The sequence below is a fragment of the Micromonospora siamensis genome (genome assembly GCF_900090305.1).
In the GTDB taxonomy this organism is placed as follows: Bacteria; Actinomycetota; Actinomycetes; order Mycobacteriales; family Micromonosporaceae; genus Micromonospora; species Micromonospora siamensis.
In genome coordinates this window covers 2831646-2848282 of the sequence record NZ_LT607751.1, presented here as the reverse complement: position 1 = coordinate 2848282, position 16637 = coordinate 2831646, and the positions used below count along the sequence as shown (strand labels likewise).

Sequence of the window (16637 nt, the reverse complement as noted above, 5' to 3'; positions counted from 1 at the left end):
GACTCGTCCCGCCGACGCGGACGCACGACCGTTGCGGCGGCCGGCCGCGCCTCGTCCCACACTCAACGACCGGGATCAGCGGTTAGTCACGCAAAAGCGACAAGCCAACGGGCTGGTCCGGCATTTGGGCCTGGAGGCGCGCCGAACCGCGACCGGGCCGACACCGACGGTCGACGAAATACCTCATCGAGTCATTGACATGTATTCACCAACCCGGGAAGGCTCCGACCACAGGTCCTTCCACCGAAGGGGGCGCGATGAGGCGCAGACGGCTGGCGATCGCCGGCGTGTTCACACTGGTCGGCGCGTTGGCGTTGACCGCACCGGCCAGTGCCCGACCACCGTCCGACCCGGTCGCCCGCGACGGTCTGGAGGTGTACGTAGGCACGGTGGACGCGCAGCAGCTGGGCAAGCTCCGCGCGGCGGGGGTCGACCTGGGACACGACGCGGTGCAGACCACCGCCGGCGGGGCCCGGGTCGAGACGGTGCTCAGCCGCCGGGAGGCGAAGCGGCTGGCCGGACAGGGCGTGCCGCTGAGCGTCAAGAAGGTCGACGGCAAACCCGCGTCGCAGCTGCTGCGGGAGCAGGCCACCGCCGGCTGGAAGGCGTTCCGCTCGTACAGCGAGCCGGGCGGCATCCGCGACGAGCTGACCGCGACCGCGGCCCGGTTCCCGAAGATCGCGAAGTTGGAGACCATCGGTCGGACCGTGCAGGGCAAGCCGATCCTCGCGGTGAAGGTGACGAAGAACGCCGGCAAGGTGCCCGACGGCACCCGGCCGGCCGTGCTCTACGCCAGCAACCAGCACGCCCGGGAGTGGATCACCCCGGAGATGACCCGACGGTTGCTGCACCACTACCTGGACAACTACGGCACCGACCCGGAGATCACCTCCCTGGTGGACACCCGGGAGCTGTGGTTTCTCCCGGTGGCCAACCCGGACGGCTACGACTACACGTTCACCCCGGGCAACCGGCTGTGGCGCAAGAACCTCCGGGACAACAACGGCGACGGACAGATCACCAGCGGCGACGGCGTCGACCTCAACCGTAACTTCGCCTACAAGTGGGGCTACGACGACGAGGGCTCCTCGCCGGACCCGTCCAGCGAGACGTACCGCGGCACCGGGCCGAACTCCGAGCCGGAGACCAAGGCGCTGGACCGGCTCTTCAAGCGCGTCGGCTTCAAGTTCCTGATCAACTACCACTCCGCCGCCGAGCTGCTGCTCTACGGCGTGGGCTGGCAGGTGAGCACGCCCACCCCGGACGACGTCATCTACGAAACGATGGCCGGCGACGACGCCCACCCGGCCGTCCCGGGCTACGACCCGGACATCTCCGCCGAGCTGTACACCACCAACGGCGACACCGACGCCCACGCGCAGGTGCGCTACAAGACCCTCGGCTTCACCCCGGAGATGTCCACCTGCCAGACGGCCTCCGCGTCCGACCCGGACGACCAGTGGGACCCGGCCGACTGCGTCAGCGGCTTCATCTTCCCCGACGACGAGAAGCTGATCTCCGCCGAGGTGACCAAGAACCTGCCGTTCGCCCTCGCCGTGGCCAAGTCGGCCGGCGACCCGGACGACCCGGTGTCGGTGGTCGGCCGCAGCACCCCGGACTTCGTGGTGGACTCCTTCGACACCTCGTACGGCCGGACCCAGCAGGTCGCCACGATCGCCCGGCGGGCCCTCAAGGACGTCCGGATGCACTACGTGGTCAACGGCGGCCGGCCGAAGACGGTCAAGGTCCGCGAGTGGCGCGGCGGTGAGCGGTACGGCGACACCAACGACGACTACTACGCCGAGCTGCGCGGCACCGTGACCGGCACGAAACCCGGTGACCGGGTGGAGGTCTGGTTCACCGGCGTCAAGCCCCGCACCGGTCCGGTGGCCAGCGGTCACTTCACCTACCGGGTGCACACCGACGTCGGCGGGGACGTGCTGGTCCTCGCGGTGGAGGACACCACCGGCCTGAGCCCGGCGCAGAACACCCCCACCGCGAAGTACGCCGACCAGATCGCCGCGTCGGTGACGAAGGCCGGTCACCGGGCCGACGTGTACGACTTCGACGCGATGGGCCGCAAGGCCCCGCACCCGCTGGGCGTGCTGTCGCACTACAAGACGGTGATCTGGGAGACCGGCGACGACATCATCCCCCGCTCGCCGGGGCAGGTCGGCGGCACCGCGGCCCGAGCCGCGCTGGACACCGAGCTGGCCGTCCGTGACTACCTCAACGAGGGCGGCAAGGTCCTGGTCAGCGGCAAGTACGCGCTCTTCGCGCAGGGCGCCAACGGCTCGTACGTCTACCGGCCGGACGCCCCACCGGAGTGCACCAACCCGAACGACGTGGCCTGCCTGCCGCTGCTCAACGACTTCCAGCAGTACTACCTCGGCGCCTACAACTACGTCAGCGACGGCGGCACCGACGCGGACGGCAACCCCTACCCGGTGCGCGGCTCGGCGGGGGCCTTCACCGGCTTCACCGGGCAGCTCAACGCCGCCGGATCGGCGGGCAACCAGGACCACACGGCGTCTTTCCTGACCACGTCGAGCTTCCTCAAGCCCGACCAGTTCCCGCAGTTCGCCAGCTCGGCGGCGGTGGACTGGGTACGGCCGGGCGGCGCGCCGTTCGATCCGCACACCGGCGACTGGTACCTCTACAGCGGCCGGGCGGACCAGTCGTACAAGCGGCTCACCCGGACCGTGGACCTGACCGGGGCGAGCAGCGGTGAGCTGCGCTTCTTCACCTCGTACGACATCGAGCAGGACTGGGACTACATGCTCGTCGAGGCGCACGAGGTGGGCAGCGACACCTGGACGACGCTGCCGGACACCAACGGGCACACCGGCACCGGCACCGGGGAGAGCTGCCAGTCGGGCTGGGTGGCGCAGCTGCACCCGTTCCTCGGTCACTACCAGGGGGCGGACTGCTCGCCGACGGGCAGCACCGGCACCTGGAACGCGGCCACCGGCGCCTCCGGCGGCTGGCAGGAGTTCGCCGTCGACCTGTCGGCGTACGCCGGCAAGCAGGTGGAGGTCTCCATCTCGTACGTCTCCGACTGGGGCACCCAGGGCCTGGGCGTCTTCCTGGACGACGCGCGGGTTATCGCCGACGGTGCGGTGGTCTCGCAGACCTCCTTCGAGACGCCGGACCTGGGCGGCTGGACGGTGGCCGGCCCGCCGGCCGGTTCCGACACCGCCGCCAACGACTGGTCGCGCAGCCAGCAGGCGTTCTCGGAGGGGGCGGCCGTGGTCACCACGGACAGCGTCTACCTCGGCTTCGGCCTGGAGGGGCTGGCCCCGGCCGCCCGGGACGACCTGGTCGCCCGGTCGCTGAAGCACCTGGCCGCCAAGCCGTAGGACGGAACCGGACCGAGGGGTGCGCCGGCGGTGTTCGCACCGCCGGCGCACCTGGCCGGTACGCCGAGCGCCCCCGACCCGGATGTGGTGAGCTGTACGGGTGGGCGGGCTGGGTCTGGTGCTGCATCCCACCCGGGATGTCTCCGAGGTGGTCGACATCATCGAGCGGTGGGCGACGAGGAACCACAAGTCGCTGATGGTGGCCACGGCCGACCAGCACCGGGTGCCGACCAGCGTCGAACCGGTCCCCGGCGACGAGCTGGCGGCCCGGGCCGACGCCCTGATCAGCATCGGCGGCGACGGCACCATGCTCGGCGCGCTTCGCTCCGCCGTCCGCGACCCGAAGCCGGTCCTCGGCGTACACCTGGGGCGGCTCGGCTTCCTGGTGGAGATCGCACCGCCGGAGCTGCCGGAGGCGCTGGGCCGGCTGCTGGCCAGGGACTTCACCGTCGAGTCGCACGCCTGCCTGGCCTGCGACCTGTGCGGCGACGACGTGGTGGCCTTCAACGACATCGCGCTGGTCCGGCAGCCCGGTTCCGGCTTCGTCACCGCCACCCTCGCCGTGGACGGCCAGCGCTACGGCTACTACCGCTGCGACGCGCTGGTGGTGGCCACCCCGACCGGCTCGACGGCGTACAGCTACGCCGCCGGCGGCCCGCTGGTCTCCCCGGCCGCCGACGCGGTGGTGGTCACCCCGTCGGCGCCGATGGCCGGCATCTCCCGGTCGCTGGTGCTCTCCCCGAACGAGAGCATCCGGTTGGAGCTGCAACCGAACTCGGCGGCGGTGGCCGTGGAGATGGACGGTCAGGTGATCAACGACGCGGCGACCGAGGGAACGGTGGCGATCAGCTACCGCCGCGACGCCGGGCTGGTGGTCCGCTTCGACCCGCTGCGCTACCAGGAACGCAACCAGCTCAAGCTCAGCCTGCTCGACCTGCCGTTCCTGCCCGACCAGCTCCGCGAGCTGCTCCCGGAGGAGCTGCGGCGGCAGCACGACCAGCGTGAGCTGCCACCGCCCTGCTGATCAGGGCGTGGCGCCCTTGGCCGGGCGGCACTTCGGGCCGGAGCTCGGCAGGCTGCGGGCAGAGTGCCGTGACTGCGGCAACTGCTCCGGCACCTCCTTGCCTCTCGGCACGTGACAGCCGGTATCTGAGCCCAAAGCAGGAGACTCAGCGAGGAGGAAGTAGCACCACTCAGGGCCGGACAAAGATGGCTGTGTCCGACACTCCGCAGCTGGTCCAAATCGTGCGCCAGCCGGAGATGATTCCTGCGATCTCGCGCCACGTTTCGGTCGCCGGACCGTCAGCGGGGCGACGCGAACCGGGGGCACGCGAATCCGAAGGCAGACACCAGTTCACGTTGTCGATGACAAGCGCACCACCCGGAGCGATCTTCGACAGGACCAACCGTGTGCAGTGGTCCCGGTACACACCGTCGACCAGAACGAATTGCAGACTGCCATCAGCGAAGCGGAGGGCAGTGCGAGCGTACTCACTCTCATTCCCCAGCTCTTCCGACACATCCTGCGGCGCGAATATGTAGTCCACGTTATGGACCGCTTGCTCTTTCAACTGCCGGGACACCAGGTCGTGCCAGGACTGGTCATGCTCCACACTGACCAAGCGCTGAAGCCGGTTGGCGAACCAAAGGGTACTTCCCCCCGAACCGAACTCGAGCCCGCGGTCTGTCTTCAGCAACACGCCGTCCAGGATCTCGATCGCCCGCGGCGTGAGCCACGGCGTTCCCGGGTGACTGCGGCGAAAGCGCATCTCAAGAGAACGGTCAACGACATATCGGGGCGTCCAATGGCGGAAGGTTCGCAAGATTGCCTCACTTTTGCTTCTGATTAACGTCGATCGACCGACTTGCGACGACCTCCGTGCCCAACGATCGAGGGACAGCACGGTTCCGCCCTTGGGCAGGCTTGTCTAGAAAGTGCTTCAATCCGGGTGGACACACTTCCCTGGCATTGATCCAGGCACCTGGGCAGACAGGTGTGGCAGCCGAGAAACCGAGATGAGTAACCGACATCAGGGTCGACTCGTTCCCCCTCGGTACGGGAAGGAGACGCCACCAGCGTCAACGAGACCAGGAGAGCCAGCTATGGGTTCGCGTCATCTGTTACTGCGCAACGCCATGCGGCTCACGCCAAACACTCGCGGTTTTCGACTACGGCAGGTAATTCTCACCGCGGCAGGGCTGGAGGTCCACCGAACCGCTCGAGTCACCGCCAGTGCCAGCTTCCTCATCAGGCAGGTCTCGATCGGGCCTGACACCTTTGTGGGTCATCACTTCCGCGCATATGGCGGGCCGACGAGTCGGATGGAGATCGGCTCTGGATGCGCCATCGGCCCAGACGTCTGCGTTCTGGCCGGAACGCACGAGATTGGGCAGGCGGATCAACGTGCCGGCGCAGGACGGTCGACGGAGGTAATCATCGAGGACGGCTGCTGGATCGGGGGGCGGGCGGTGCTGGTGGGACCTTGCCGGATCGGCCACGGCTCCGTCGTGGCAGCCGGGGCGATCGTCCGAGCCGACGTTCCACCCAATGCTCTGTACTTCGGACCACGCCCCACCGACATCCGCCCGCTGACTCCGTAGCCATCCTTCTCAGTGCTGCCCGAGCACCCCGTCGACCAGGTCCTTCGCCTCGGCCTGGATCCGGGCCAGATGCTCCGGACCCTGGAACGACTCGGCGTAGATCTTGTAGACGTCCTCGGTGCCCGACGGCCGGGCGGCGAACCAGCCCGACTCGGTGGTCACCTTCAGCCCGCCGAGCTTCGCCCCGTTGCCGGGCGCCTCGGTGAGCGTGGCCGTGATCGGCTCGCCGGCCAGCTCGGTGGCGGTCACCTGCTCCGGGGAGAGCTTGCCGAGCACGGCCTTCTGCTCCCGGGTCGCCGGCGCGTCGATCCGCGCGTACGCGGGCGCGCCGAACCGCTCGGCCAGCTCGGCGTAGTGCTGGCTGGGCGTACGGCCGGTGGTGGCGATGATCTCGGCGGCCAGCAGGCAGAGCAGGATGCCGTCCTTGTCGGTGGTCCAGGTGCCGCCGTCACGGCGCAGGAACGACGCGCCGGCGCTCTCCTCGCCGCCGAAGCCGACGGTGCCGTCCAGCAGGCCGGGCACGAACCACTTGAAGCCGACCGGCACCTCCAGCAGCGGCCGGCCCAGGTCGGCGGCGACCCGGTCGATCATCGAGGAGGAGACCAGGGTCTTGCCGATCGCGGCGGCCGGGCCCCACTGGTCGCGGGTGCGGAACAGGTGCCCGATGGCGACCGCGAGGTAGTGGTTGGGGTTCATCAGGCCGCCGTCGGGGGTGACGATGCCGTGCCGGTCGGCGTCGGCGTCGTTGCCGGTGGAGACCTGGTAGTCGGCGCGGGCGGCGATCAGCGAGGCCATCGCGTTCGGCGACGAGCAGTCCATGCGGATCTTGCCGTCGCCGTCCAGGGTCATGAACCGCCAGGTCGGGTCGACCGTCGAGTTGATCACCGTGAGGTCCAGCCGGTGCCGCTCGGCGATCTCCCCCCAGTACGCCACGCTCGCCCCGCCCAGCGGGTCGGCGCCGATCCGCACCCCGGCGTCGCGGATCGCGTCGATGTCCAGCACGGCGGGCAGATCGTCGACGTAGTTGGCGAGGAAGTCGTACGTCCCGGTGGTGTCGGCGGCGCGGGCCCGCGCGTACGGGATCCGCTTCACCTCCTTGAGCCCGGCGGCCAGGATGGCGTTCGCGCGGTCCTGGATCCACTTCGTGACGTCGGTGTCGGCCGGACCGCCGTTGGTGGGGTTGTACTTGAAGCCGCCGTCGTCCGGCGGGTTGTGCGACGGGGTGATCACGATGCCGTCGGCGAGCCCGCTGGTGCGACCCCGGTTGTGGGTGAGGATCGCGTGCGAGGCGGCCGGGGTCGGGGTGTAGCCGTCCCGGCTGTCCCGCAGCACGGTCACCTCGTTGGCGGCGAGCACCTCCAGCGCGCTGGCCTCCGCCGGGGCGGAGAGCGCGTGGCTGTCCCGGGCCAGGAAGAGCGGGCCGGACAGGCCCTGCTCCCGCCGGTAGTCGCAGAGCGCCTGGGTCACGGCGAGGATGTGGTCCTCGTTGAAGGCGTTGCGCAGCGACGACCCCCGGTGCCCGGAGGTGCCGAAGGAGACCTGCTGCGCCGGGTCGGCCGGGTCCGGGTGCTCGGCGTAGTAGGCGGTGAGCAGCCGGGGCACGTCGACCAGGTCGGCGGGCTGGGCCGGCTGTCCGGCACGGGGGTGGGCCACTGCGGCAACCTCCAGGAAGCGGGGTACGGACGGTGGGTGGTTCCCGGCGCGGGCGGGCGTCACACCTGCCTCACGGCTCGACGCGTTGCCCCTTGCCGATCACCACGATGCCATTGTCGGACACGGTGTAGCGCTGCCGGTCCTTCTCCAGGTCGACGCCGATCTCGGCGCCCTCCGGGACGTAGACGTTCTTGTCCAGGATGGCCCGGCGGACCACCGCGTGCCGGCCGATCTCGACGCCCTCCATCAGCACCGCGCCGTCCACGTGCGCCCAGGAGTGCACCTTGACCTTCGGCGAGACGACCGAGTTCTCCACCAGCGAGCCGGAGATCACCGCGCCGGGCGAGACCATCGAGCCGACCGCCCGGCCGACCCGCTCACCCCACTGGTGGACGAACTTCGCCGGCGGGTACGGCGGCTGCTCGGTGTAGATCGGCCAGTCGAAGTTGTAGAGGTTGAACACCGGGTGGACGTTGATCAGGTCCATGTGGGCGTCGTAGAACGAGTCCAGCGTCCCCACGTCCCGCCAGTAGCCGCGGTCCCGGTCGTCGCTGCCGGGGACCTCGTTGTCCTTGAAGTCGTAGACGTTGGCCTCGCCCCGCTCGACCAGCATCGGGATGATGCTGCCGCCCATGTCGTGCTTGCTGGTCTTGTCCTCGGCGTCGCGCTCGACGGCCTCACAGAGCGCCCGGGTGCTGAAGACGTAGTTGCCCATCGAGGCGTAGATCTGGTCCGGGGCGTCGGGGAGGCCGACCGCGTCGGTGGGCTTCTCCCGGAAGGCGCGGATCCGCTTGCCGTCGTCGCCGACCTCGATCACCCCGAACTGGTCGGCCATCGACAGCGGTTGGCGGATGCCGGCCACGGTGACGCCGGCGCCGGAGGCGATGTGGTCGTCCACCATCTGCCGCGGGTCCATCCGGTAGATGTGGTCGGCGCCGAAGACGATCACGTAGTCCGGCTGCTCGTCGTTGATCAGGTTGAAGCTCTGGTAGATCGCGTCCGCGGAGCCGGCGAACCACCACGGACCGCGCCGCTGCTGGGCGGGGACCGGGGTGACGTAGTTGCCGAGCAGGGTCGACATCCGCCACGTCTTGGTGATGTGCCGGTCCAGCGAGTGGGACTTGTACTGGGTCAGCACGACGATCTTGAGAAAGCCGGCGTTCGCCAGGTTGGACAGGACGAAATCGACCATGCGGTACATCCCGCCGAACGGGACGGCCGGCTTGGCCCGGTCCGTGGTGAGCGGCATGAGGCGCTTGCCTTCTCCGCCGGCCAGAACGATAGCGAGCACCTTTGCAGCCATGTCCCGACGCTAGCCATGTCGCCGCCACTTCACCACTCGTACGGGCACAGTTGCGCGCCGGGTGCGGGGCGGGTTTCTGCACTAGGGTGCCGGGCATGACCGATCTCACCCCGCTCCGCGTCGACCTGCTGACCCGGGAGTACCCGCCGGAGGTCTACGGCGGCGCCGGGGTGCACGTGGAGTACCTGGCCCGGGAGCTGCGCCGGCTCGCCGACGTGCGGGTGCACTGCTTCGGCGCGCCGCGCACCGAGCCGGGGGTCACCGCGTACGCCGAGCCGGCCGCGCTGGCCGGGGCGAACGCGGCGCTGCGCACCATGGGCGTCGACCTGGAGATGGCCGCCGGGTGCGCCGGCACCGACGTGGTGCACAGCCACACCTGGTACGCCAACCTGGCCGGGCACACCGCGAAGCTGCTGCACGGGGTGCCGCACGTGGTCACCGCGCACAGCCTGGAGCCGCTGCGCCCGTGGAAGGCCGAGCAGCTCGGCGGCGGGTACGCGCTCTCCTCCTGGTGCGAGCGGACCGCGTACGAGGCGGCCGACGCGATCGTCGCGGTCAGCGCGGGGATGCGACGCGACGTGCTGACCGCGTATCCCGACGTGGATCCGGACCGGGTGCACGTGGTCCACAACGGCATCGACACCGCCCAGTACGCCCCCGACCACGGCACCGACGTGGTGGACCGGCTCGGCATCGACCCGTCGCGCCCCAGCGTGGTCTACGTCGGTCGGATCACCCGGCAGAAGGGCCTGCCGTACCTGCTGCGGGCCGCCCGCGAGCTGCCGGCCGACACCCAGCTGGTGCTGCTCGCCGGCGCCCCGGACACCCCCGACATCGCCGCCGAGGTGGAGGGCCTGGTCGCCGAGCTGCGGGCCAACCGCTCCGGGGTGGTCTGGGTGGCCGAGATGCTGCCCAAGCCCGAGGTGATCCAGGTGCTCACCCACGCCACGATCTTCGTCTGCCCGTCGGTCTACGAGCCGATGGGCATCGTCAACCTGGAGGCGATGGCCTGCGAGACGGCGGTGGTGGCCACCGCCACCGGCGGCATCCCCGAGGTGGTCGCCGACGGCGAGACCGGGCTGCTGGTCCCGATCGAGCAGGCCGCCGACGGCAGCGGGCGACCGCTGGACCCGGAGAAGTTCGTGGCCGACCTGGCGGCCGGGATGAACGAGGTGCTGGGCGACCCGAAGCGGGCGCAGGAGTTCGGCCTGGCCGGGCGGCGGCGGGCGGTCGAGCACTTCTCCTGGGACGCCATCGCGCAGCAGACGGTGGAGGTGTACCGGTCGGTGGGCGCGGCGGGCTGACCACGCTGGGGACGGCCGACCTCGGCCGTCCCCACGGGCGGGTTTCAGACCGGCGTTCCCGGCGGGGACTTGAACAGTGGCGTCGCTTCTGCGCAGTGCCCGCCGCGCCCGTCCCGTAACGCGCTCGCCGCCAGGCGGACCAGGTCGATGTTGACCCCTGCGGCACCGCTCGGGTCGTGCACCTTGAGCTTGACGTCGAGGCTCACGGCCGTCCCGGCCCAGCCCTGCGCCTCGATGTTGAGGTGGGCCACCTTCTGCGATCCGAGCTGCGACAGATAACCGAGAGGCGCGATCTGCACCTTGTCGGCGGCCGACAGGGCGTTGAGCTTGGACTGGTGCTTGGTGTTGGGCCGCTCGACCAGGTTGCGGAAGTCCTCGGTGCCGCCCAGGTTGACCTGGTAGGAACTGACCAGGTCGAGCCCCCGCTCGGCGAGCAGCCGCAGCAGGGCGTCGTGCAGCACCGACGTGCCGAACTGGCTGGCCAGGTCGTCGCCGAGCAGCGGCAGACCGGCTGCGGTGAACCTGTCCAGCAGCGCGGTGTCGCGGGCCACCGGGTCCGACGTGGTGTTCACGAACGCGACCCGGGCCGCCAGGGCGGCCTCGGCGTACGCTCGGGCGGTCTCCGGCCGGCCGCTCGGCGCCGAGTAGAGCAGAACCTCGGCCCCGGCCAGGGCCGCAGCCACCCGCTCCACCCCGGACGCGTCGACGAGCCCCCTGGTCACCGGGACTCCCACCGACGGTATGGGGCCGTCGAGGCAGGGAAAGTTGTTCGGCGGCAGGAAAATGGCCTCGGTGAGGTCCCGACCCACCTTCTCGGCCGAAGTGGCGAACGCCGCCACGATGTCGACGTCACCCACCCCGAGCCCGTCGATCACCGGCCGGCGGAGACCGGCCGGGTCGCCGGTCCGCCGGTGGCGGGCGATTCCCTGCACGAGCGCCGAGGTGTTGTTGCCGACGCCCACGACCGCCACTCTCACTCTTTCGATCATCGAGCGACGGTACGGCAGGACGACCGGTCGCGGGTGCCCGCGAAACCGTCCGTCCGCGGTCAGGCGTCCGGCGTGACCAGCGACAGGTTCGGGAAGTAGGTGCGGTACCGCGTGCCGTCACGGGTCAGTAGGTGGTAGCGGCACACCGCTGCGTGAGCGCCGATGTAGAAGTCGGCCAAAGGTGACCGCTTCACCCCGCCCAACCTGCGGTACCGGGCATACGCCTTGCCGGCCAGGAAACCCGCTGGGTAGGGAAGCTCCTCGCGCAGGAAGTCCCCGGCCGGCAACGCCTCGTCCAGTTCTTCGACCCGGGTGAAGCGGACCGACACCTCGGCGTACACGATCGGGTTGATCACGAGGCTGCCGGCATCCCGGGCCTCGGCGAGCGCGCTGCCGGACCACTCCCCCCACTTGGGGTCGTCGGTGAGGACGTCCAGCAGCACATTCGTGTCGACCAGGGTCGTCGCCGCATCCACTGGACGCGGCGCCACCGCACAGAGCCGGTCACTCGCCACGCAGCAGCTCCATCAACTCTTCGGTGGACATGTGCTGCGTCTCCTTGGCGGTGCCCCGGCCCCGCATGTGGCGCACGAGGCGCTGCCCCCGGGTGTCGCCGCCGGACAACCGGACGATGCGGAGGGCGCCGCCCTCCTCGACGACGTCGACCTCGTCGCCCTCGTGCAGGTTGTACCGGGCCCGCAACGCTGCCGGGATCGTCACCTGGCCCTTGCTGTTCAACCGCATGCCCTGGCCTTCCGTCACGTAATACCAACGATACGTGACACGTCCCGTCACGGTGCAGGTCAGTTTCCTCGCGCCCGAGCGGCGCCTGGGGTGCTTGGCCGCGCACGAAGGGATCTCGCACAGTAGGTTGGCGGGGTGAGCGGACGGTTCCCGATCGAAGACGTCTCCCCCTCCGTCGCCTGCGGTCGATACCCGGCCAAGGCGGTGGTCGGCGAGGTGGTGCCCGTGTCGGCGCGCGCCTACCGGGAGGGACACGACGCGCTCGGCTGCAACGTGGTGTGGCGCGGCCCGGACGGCGCGGCGCGCCCCTTCACCCGGATGCGGGCCGGTGAGCCGGGCCAGGACACCTGGCACGCCACCATCCGACCCGACGCGGTCGGCGACTGGGTGTTCACCGTCGAGGCGTTCCAGGACCCCTACCTCACCTGGCAGAACGCGGTGACCAAGAAGATCGCCGCCGGGCAGGGGCCGGCCGACCTGGCCAACGACCTGGCCGAGGGCGTACGCGTGCTCACCGCCGCGCTGGACCTGGTGCCGGCGGCGGACGTCGAGCGGGTCCGGGCCGCCGTCGCGGCGCTTGAGGACACCGCGCTCGACCTGCCCCGCCGGGTCGCCCCGGCGCTGGAGCTGGCCGAGCTGATCTGGGACCATCCGGTGCGCGAACTGGTCACCACCGGCGTGGAGCACCGGCTCTGGGTGGACCGCCCCCGGGCGCTCTTCTCCGCCTGGTACGAGTTCTTCCCCCGCTCCGAGGGCGCCGTCGCGGCCACCGTCGACTCCCCCGCCCGGTCCGGCACCTTCGCCACCGCCACCGAGCGCCTGCCGGGCGTCGCCGCGATGGGCTTCGACGTGCTCTACCTGCCGCCGATCCACCCGATCGGCCGGGTCAACCGCAAGGGCCCGAACAACGCGCTCACCGCCGGGCCGGACGACGTGGGCTCGCCGTGGGCGATCGGCGCGGCCGAGGGCGGCCACGACGCCATCCACCCCGACCTGGGTACGCCGGCGGACTTCCGCGCGTTCGTCGCCGCCGCGGCAGAGGAGGGCCTGGAGGTGGCGATGGACCTGGCGTTGCAGTGCGCCCCCGACCACCCGTGGGTGACCGAGCATCCGGAGTGGTTCACCACCCGGGCCGACGGCAGCATCGCGTACGCGGAGAACCCGCCGAAGAAGTACCAGGACATCTACCCGCTGAACTTCGACAACGACCCGGAGGGCATCCGCGCGGAGGTGCTGCGGGTGGTGCTGCACTGGGTGGGCGAGGGCATCCGGATCTTCCGGGTGGACAACCCGCACACCAAGCCGTTCGACTTCTGGCACTGGCTGATCGCCGAGGTCAAGAAGGTCGACCCGGACGTGCTCTTCCTGGCCGAGGCGTTCACCCGGCCGGCGATCATGCACGGGCTGGGCAAGGTCGGCTTCACCCAGTCGTACACGTACTTCACCTGGCGCACGAGCGCGGCGGAGATGCGGGCGTACTGCGAGGAGCTGGTCGCCGCGGCCGACTACATGCGGCCCAACTTCTGGCCCAACACGCCGGACATCCTGCACGAGTCGTTGCAGCACGGCGGCCCGCCGATGTTCAAGATCAGGGCGGTGTTGGCCGCGCTGCTCTCCCCCTCGTGGGGCATGTACGCCGGCTTCGAGCTCTTCGAGCACGTCGCCCGCCCCGGCGCCGAGGAATACCTGGACAACGAGAAGTACGAGCTGCGCCCCCGGGACTGGGCCGCGGCCGAGACGCACGGCCGGTCGCTGGCGCCGTTCATCACCACCCTCAACCGGGTACGCCAGGAGAACCCGGCCCTGCACCGGCTGCGCAACCTGCGCTTCCACGACATCGACAACCCGGCGTTGCTCTGCTGGTCCAAGCACGACCCGGAGACCGGCAACACGGTCATCGTGGTCTGCTCCTTCGACCCGCAGACGGTGCAGTGGGGCAACACGACGTTGGACATGCCGGCGCTGGGCTTCGACTGGCACGAGCGGTTCACCGTGCACGACGAGCTGACCGGCGCCAGCTACGACTGGGGGCAGCGCAACGCGGTCCGGTTGGACCCGTACCTGCAACCGGCGCACGTGCTGACGGTCCGGCGGCCGGCCGTGCCGGCGGAGCCCGTGGCGGCGACCGCGCCGGCCGAGTTGACCATCGAGGACGTACCGGACGACCTGTCCGGTGGCACCGCGCCGACCGGACCGGTCGACGGCCCGCCGCGGGCCGGCGGGACCGGCCACGGCCCCGCCCCCGGTCCGGCCAGCCGCGCCCCCGACGGCCCCCGGGCCGCTCCCGACGCGCAGGCCGACCGGGACTCTTCGGTGGCCGGCCCCGGCGCTCCGGCCGACTCCGGCCCACCGGCGGCCGGTCCCGGCGCGCCGACGGCCGCCCAGGCCGCCGCCGTTCCGCGGCCCCGCCGCGGCAAGGGCGGCAAGGGCCGCAAGCGCGGCGCCGCCCAGCCCACGAACGCCCCGAAGGACACCCGATGGACCAGCTGATCGCCGGCGAGTCGCACGACCCGCACGCCCTGCTCGGCGCGCACCCGGCCGACGGGCGGACGACCATCCGCACCCTGCGTCGGGGCGCCGGTGAGGTCACGCTGCTCCTCGACGGCGAACGGCACCCGATGAAGCGGGCGCACGACGCCGGGGTCTTCGAGGTCACCGTGCCGGGCGAGGTGCTCGACTACCGGGTCGAGGTGGACGGCGCGGTCCGGGACGACCCGTACCGCTACCCGCCGACGCTGGGCGAGCTGGACCTGCACCTGATCGGCGAGGGTCGGCACGAGCGGCTCTGGGAGGCGCTCGGCGCGCGGGTCTTCGACGAGGGGGTGGCGTTCGCCGTCTGGGCGCCCAACGCCCGCGCGGTCCGGGTGGTCGGCGACTTCACCGGCTGGGGCCCGGACGACGGTTGGCCGATGCGGACGCTGGGTTCCAGCGGCGTCTGGGAGGTCTTCGTGCCCGGCGCGCACGTCGGCGCCCGCTACAAATACCGCATCCTCGGCGCCGACGGGCGGTGGCGGGACAAGGCCGACCCGATGGCCGGGTACGCCGAGACCGCGCCGGCCACCGCCTCCGTGGTGCACCACTCGACGTACGAGTGGTCCGACGACGACTGGCTGGCCCGGCGCGCGAAGCGGCAGCCGCACCAGGAGCCGATGAGCGTCTACGAGGTGCACCTGGGCTCCTGGCGGCCCGGCCTGAGCTACCGGGAGCTGGCCGACCAGCTGACGGAGTACGTCACCGAGCTGGGCTTCACCCACGTGGAGTTCCTGCCGGTCATGGAACATCCGTTCGGCGGTTCCTGGGGCTACCAGGTGACCGGCTACTACGCCCCGACGTCCCGCTTCGGCGACCCGGACGACTTCCGCCATCTCGTCGACCGGCTGCACGGCGCCGGGATCGGGGTCATCCTCGACTGGGTGCCCGCGCACTTCCCCAAGGACGAGTGGGCGCTGGCGCGCTTCGACGGCACCGCGCTCTACGAGCACCCCGACCCGCGCCGCGGCGAGCACCCCGACTGGGGCACGTACGTCTTCGACTTCGGCCGCCGCGAGGTCCGCAACTTCCTGGTCGCCAACGCGCTCTACTGGCTCGACGAGTTCCACGTCGACGGGCTGCGGGTCGACGCGGTCGCCTCGATGCTCTACCTGGACTACTCCCGCCAGGAGGGGCAGTGGCTGCCCAACCAGTACGGCGGCCGGGAGAACCTGGAGGCGATCGCCTTCCTCCAGGAGACCAACGCCACCGTCTACAAGAACCACCCGGGTGTGCTGATGATCGCCGAGGAGTCGACCGCCTGGCCGGGGGTCACCCGGCCCACCGCCGACGGCGGGCTCGGCTTCGGGTTCAAGTGGAACATGGGCTGGATGCACGACACCCTGCTCTACACCTCGAAGGACCCGATCTACCGCCAGCACCATCACCACCAGCTCACCTTCTCCCTGGCGTATGCCTGGAGCGAGAACTACGTGCTGCCGATCAGCCACGACGAGGTGGTGCACGGCAAGGGGTCGCTGGCCGGCAAGATGCCCGGCGACACCTGGCAGCGGCTGGCCAACGTACGCGCGCTGCTGGCGTACATGTGGGCGCACCCCGGCAAGCAGTTGCTCTTCATGGGTTGCGAGCTGGCCGACGACCGGGAGTGGAGCGAGCAGCGCGGCCTGGACTGGTACCTCCTGCACGACCCGGCCCGGTCCGGCGTGCAGCGCCTGGTCGCGGACATGAACCGCGCGTACCGGGAGGTCCCGGCGCTCTGGGCGCAGGACACCGAGCCGGCCGGCTTCCGGTGGATCGCGGGGGACGACGTCGCCAACAACAGCGTCTCGTTCATCCGGATCGCTCCGGACGGCGGCACCCTGGTCTGCGTGGCGAACTTCTCCGCGACGCCGTTGGAGGACTACCGGGTCGGGCTGCCGGCGGGCGGGACGTGGAGCGAGGTGCTCAACACCGACGCGCAGCACTACGGCGGGTCGGGGGTGGGAAACCTGGGCGCGGTGCACGCGCAGGACGTGCCGTGGCACGGGATGCCGGCGTCCGTGGCGCTGCGGGTGCCGCCGCTGGGTGTGCTCTGGCTGCTCAGGAAATAGGTGCGGCGCTGGGATCCGACTCGCCTGAGCGCCGACTCCGGGGGTGCGCCGCGCCGGGACAGCGATCGCTACCGCCGCTGCCGGCGTGACCAGCCGGGCTGCGG

The 16637-nt window shown here is 70.9% G+C and carries 11 protein-coding genes and 1 pseudogene; 6 read left to right on the top strand and 6 right to left on the bottom strand.

The annotated features are described in order from the left end of the window. Positions 1 to 257: 257 nt before the first annotated feature. Together GA0074704_RS13085 and GA0074704_RS13080 are read left to right on the top strand one after the other, a co-directional pair. Positions 258 to 3359 carry a M14 family metallopeptidase gene (locus tag GA0074704_RS13085; protein ID WP_088970762.1) on the top strand — a complete coding sequence of 1034 codons (3102 nt, stop codon included), beginning with the start codon at positions 258 to 260 and terminating at the stop codon, positions 3357 to 3359. Between the two features lie 109 nt (positions 3360 to 3468). Continuing rightward, entirely contained in the window at positions 3469 to 4383 is a 915-nt protein-coding gene (locus tag GA0074704_RS13080; RefSeq protein ID WP_088973650.1) for an NAD(+)/NADH kinase, read from the top strand. A gap of 169 nt (positions 4384 to 4552) precedes the next feature. On the opposite strand, the gene GA0074704_RS13075 is transcribed toward GA0074704_RS13080, so the two are convergent. Next, a complete protein-coding gene (locus tag GA0074704_RS13075) occupies positions 4553 to 5128 on the bottom strand; it encodes an O-methyltransferase (RefSeq protein WP_088970761.1) in 576 nt (191 codons plus the stop codon). Positions 5129 to 5375: 247 nt separating this feature from the next. Between GA0074704_RS13075 and GA0074704_RS29880 the strand changes: the two genes are divergently transcribed. After that, entirely contained in the window at positions 5376 to 5960 is a 585-nt protein-coding gene (locus GA0074704_RS29880) for an acyltransferase (protein WP_088970760.1), read from the top strand. 9 nt (positions 5961 to 5969) lie between these two features. On the opposite strand, the gene pgm is transcribed toward GA0074704_RS29880, so the two are convergent. Next, complete coding sequence (pgm, locus tag GA0074704_RS13065) at positions 5970 to 7613, bottom strand: phosphoglucomutase (alpha-D-glucose-1,6-bisphosphate-dependent) (protein WP_088970759.1); 1644 nt, start codon at positions 7611 to 7613, stop codon at positions 5970 to 5972. Positions 7614 to 7683: 70 nt separating this feature from the next. Further along, a complete protein-coding gene (glgC, locus tag GA0074704_RS13060; RefSeq protein WP_088970758.1) occupies positions 7684 to 8916 on the bottom strand; it encodes a glucose-1-phosphate adenylyltransferase in 1233 nt (410 codons plus the stop codon). A gap of 95 nt (positions 8917 to 9011) precedes the next feature. On the opposite strand from glgC, the gene glgA reads away from it, so the two are divergent. Next, a complete protein-coding gene (gene glgA / locus GA0074704_RS13055) occupies positions 9012 to 10220 on the top strand; it encodes a glycogen synthase (RefSeq protein WP_088970757.1) in 1209 nt (402 codons plus the stop codon). 44 nt (positions 10221 to 10264) lie between these two features. Here the strand turns inward: glgA and GA0074704_RS13050 are convergent, their stop codons facing one another. From GA0074704_RS13050 to GA0074704_RS13040, 3 genes are read right to left on the bottom strand one after another with little or no spacing between them, the layout of a single operon-like run. Continuing rightward, positions 10265 to 11209, bottom strand: coding sequence for an inositol-3-phosphate synthase (locus GA0074704_RS13050; protein ID WP_088970756.1), 945 nt, complete (start codon positions 11207 to 11209; stop codon positions 10265 to 10267). A 59-nt stretch (positions 11210 to 11268) separates the two neighbouring features. Continuing rightward, positions 11269 to 11724, bottom strand: a complete 456-nt coding sequence (locus tag GA0074704_RS13045; RefSeq protein WP_088970755.1) for a type II toxin-antitoxin system VapC family toxin — start codon at positions 11722 to 11724, stop codon at positions 11269 to 11271. Beyond that, on the bottom strand, positions 11714 to 11971 hold the full coding sequence (locus tag GA0074704_RS13040; protein ID WP_231926846.1) for an AbrB/MazE/SpoVT family DNA-binding domain-containing protein: 258 nt from the start codon (positions 11969 to 11971) through the stop codon (positions 11714 to 11716). The genes GA0074704_RS13045 and GA0074704_RS13040 overlap by 11 nt, the downstream gene beginning before the upstream one ends. Before the next feature lie 117 nt (positions 11972 to 12088). Here GA0074704_RS13040 and GA0074704_RS13035 point away from each other — a divergent pair. Both GA0074704_RS13035 and glgB read left to right on the top strand, forming a co-directional pair. Next, positions 12089 to 14155 (top strand): annotated as a pseudogene (locus GA0074704_RS13035) (maltotransferase domain-containing protein); the annotation flags it as partial. Between the two features lie 275 nt (positions 14156 to 14430). Continuing rightward, the gene (gene glgB / locus GA0074704_RS13030) at positions 14431 to 16533 is read left to right on the top strand and encodes a 1,4-alpha-glucan branching protein GlgB (RefSeq protein ID WP_088970753.1); all 2103 of its coding nucleotides are present in this window, start codon (positions 14431 to 14433) and stop codon (positions 16531 to 16533) included. Positions 16534 to 16637 lie beyond the last annotated feature (104 nt).

Coding starts and splice junctions, on each gene's coding strand:
- GA0074704_RS13050 (WP_088970756.1), bottom strand. CDS start 11,209: ATGATCGAAAGAGTGAGAGTGGCGGTCGTGGGCGTCGGCAACAACACC.
- glgA (WP_088970757.1), top strand. CDS start 9,012: ATGACCGATCTCACCCCGCTCCGCGTCGACCTGCTGACCCGGGAGTAC.
- glgB (WP_088970753.1), top strand. CDS start 14,431: ATGGACCAGCTGATCGCCGGCGAGTCGCACGACCCGCACGCCCTGCTC.
- GA0074704_RS13085 (WP_088970762.1), top strand. CDS start 258: ATGAGGCGCAGACGGCTGGCGATCGCCGGCGTGTTCACACTGGTCGGC.
- GA0074704_RS29880 (WP_088970760.1), top strand. CDS start 5,376: ATGAGTAACCGACATCAGGGTCGACTCGTTCCCCCTCGGTACGGGAAG.
- glgC (WP_088970758.1), bottom strand. CDS start 8,916: ATGGCTGCAAAGGTGCTCGCTATCGTTCTGGCCGGCGGAGAAGGCAAG.
- GA0074704_RS13075 (WP_088970761.1), bottom strand. CDS start 5,128: ATGCGCTTTCGCCGCAGTCACCCGGGAACGCCGTGGCTCACGCCGCGG.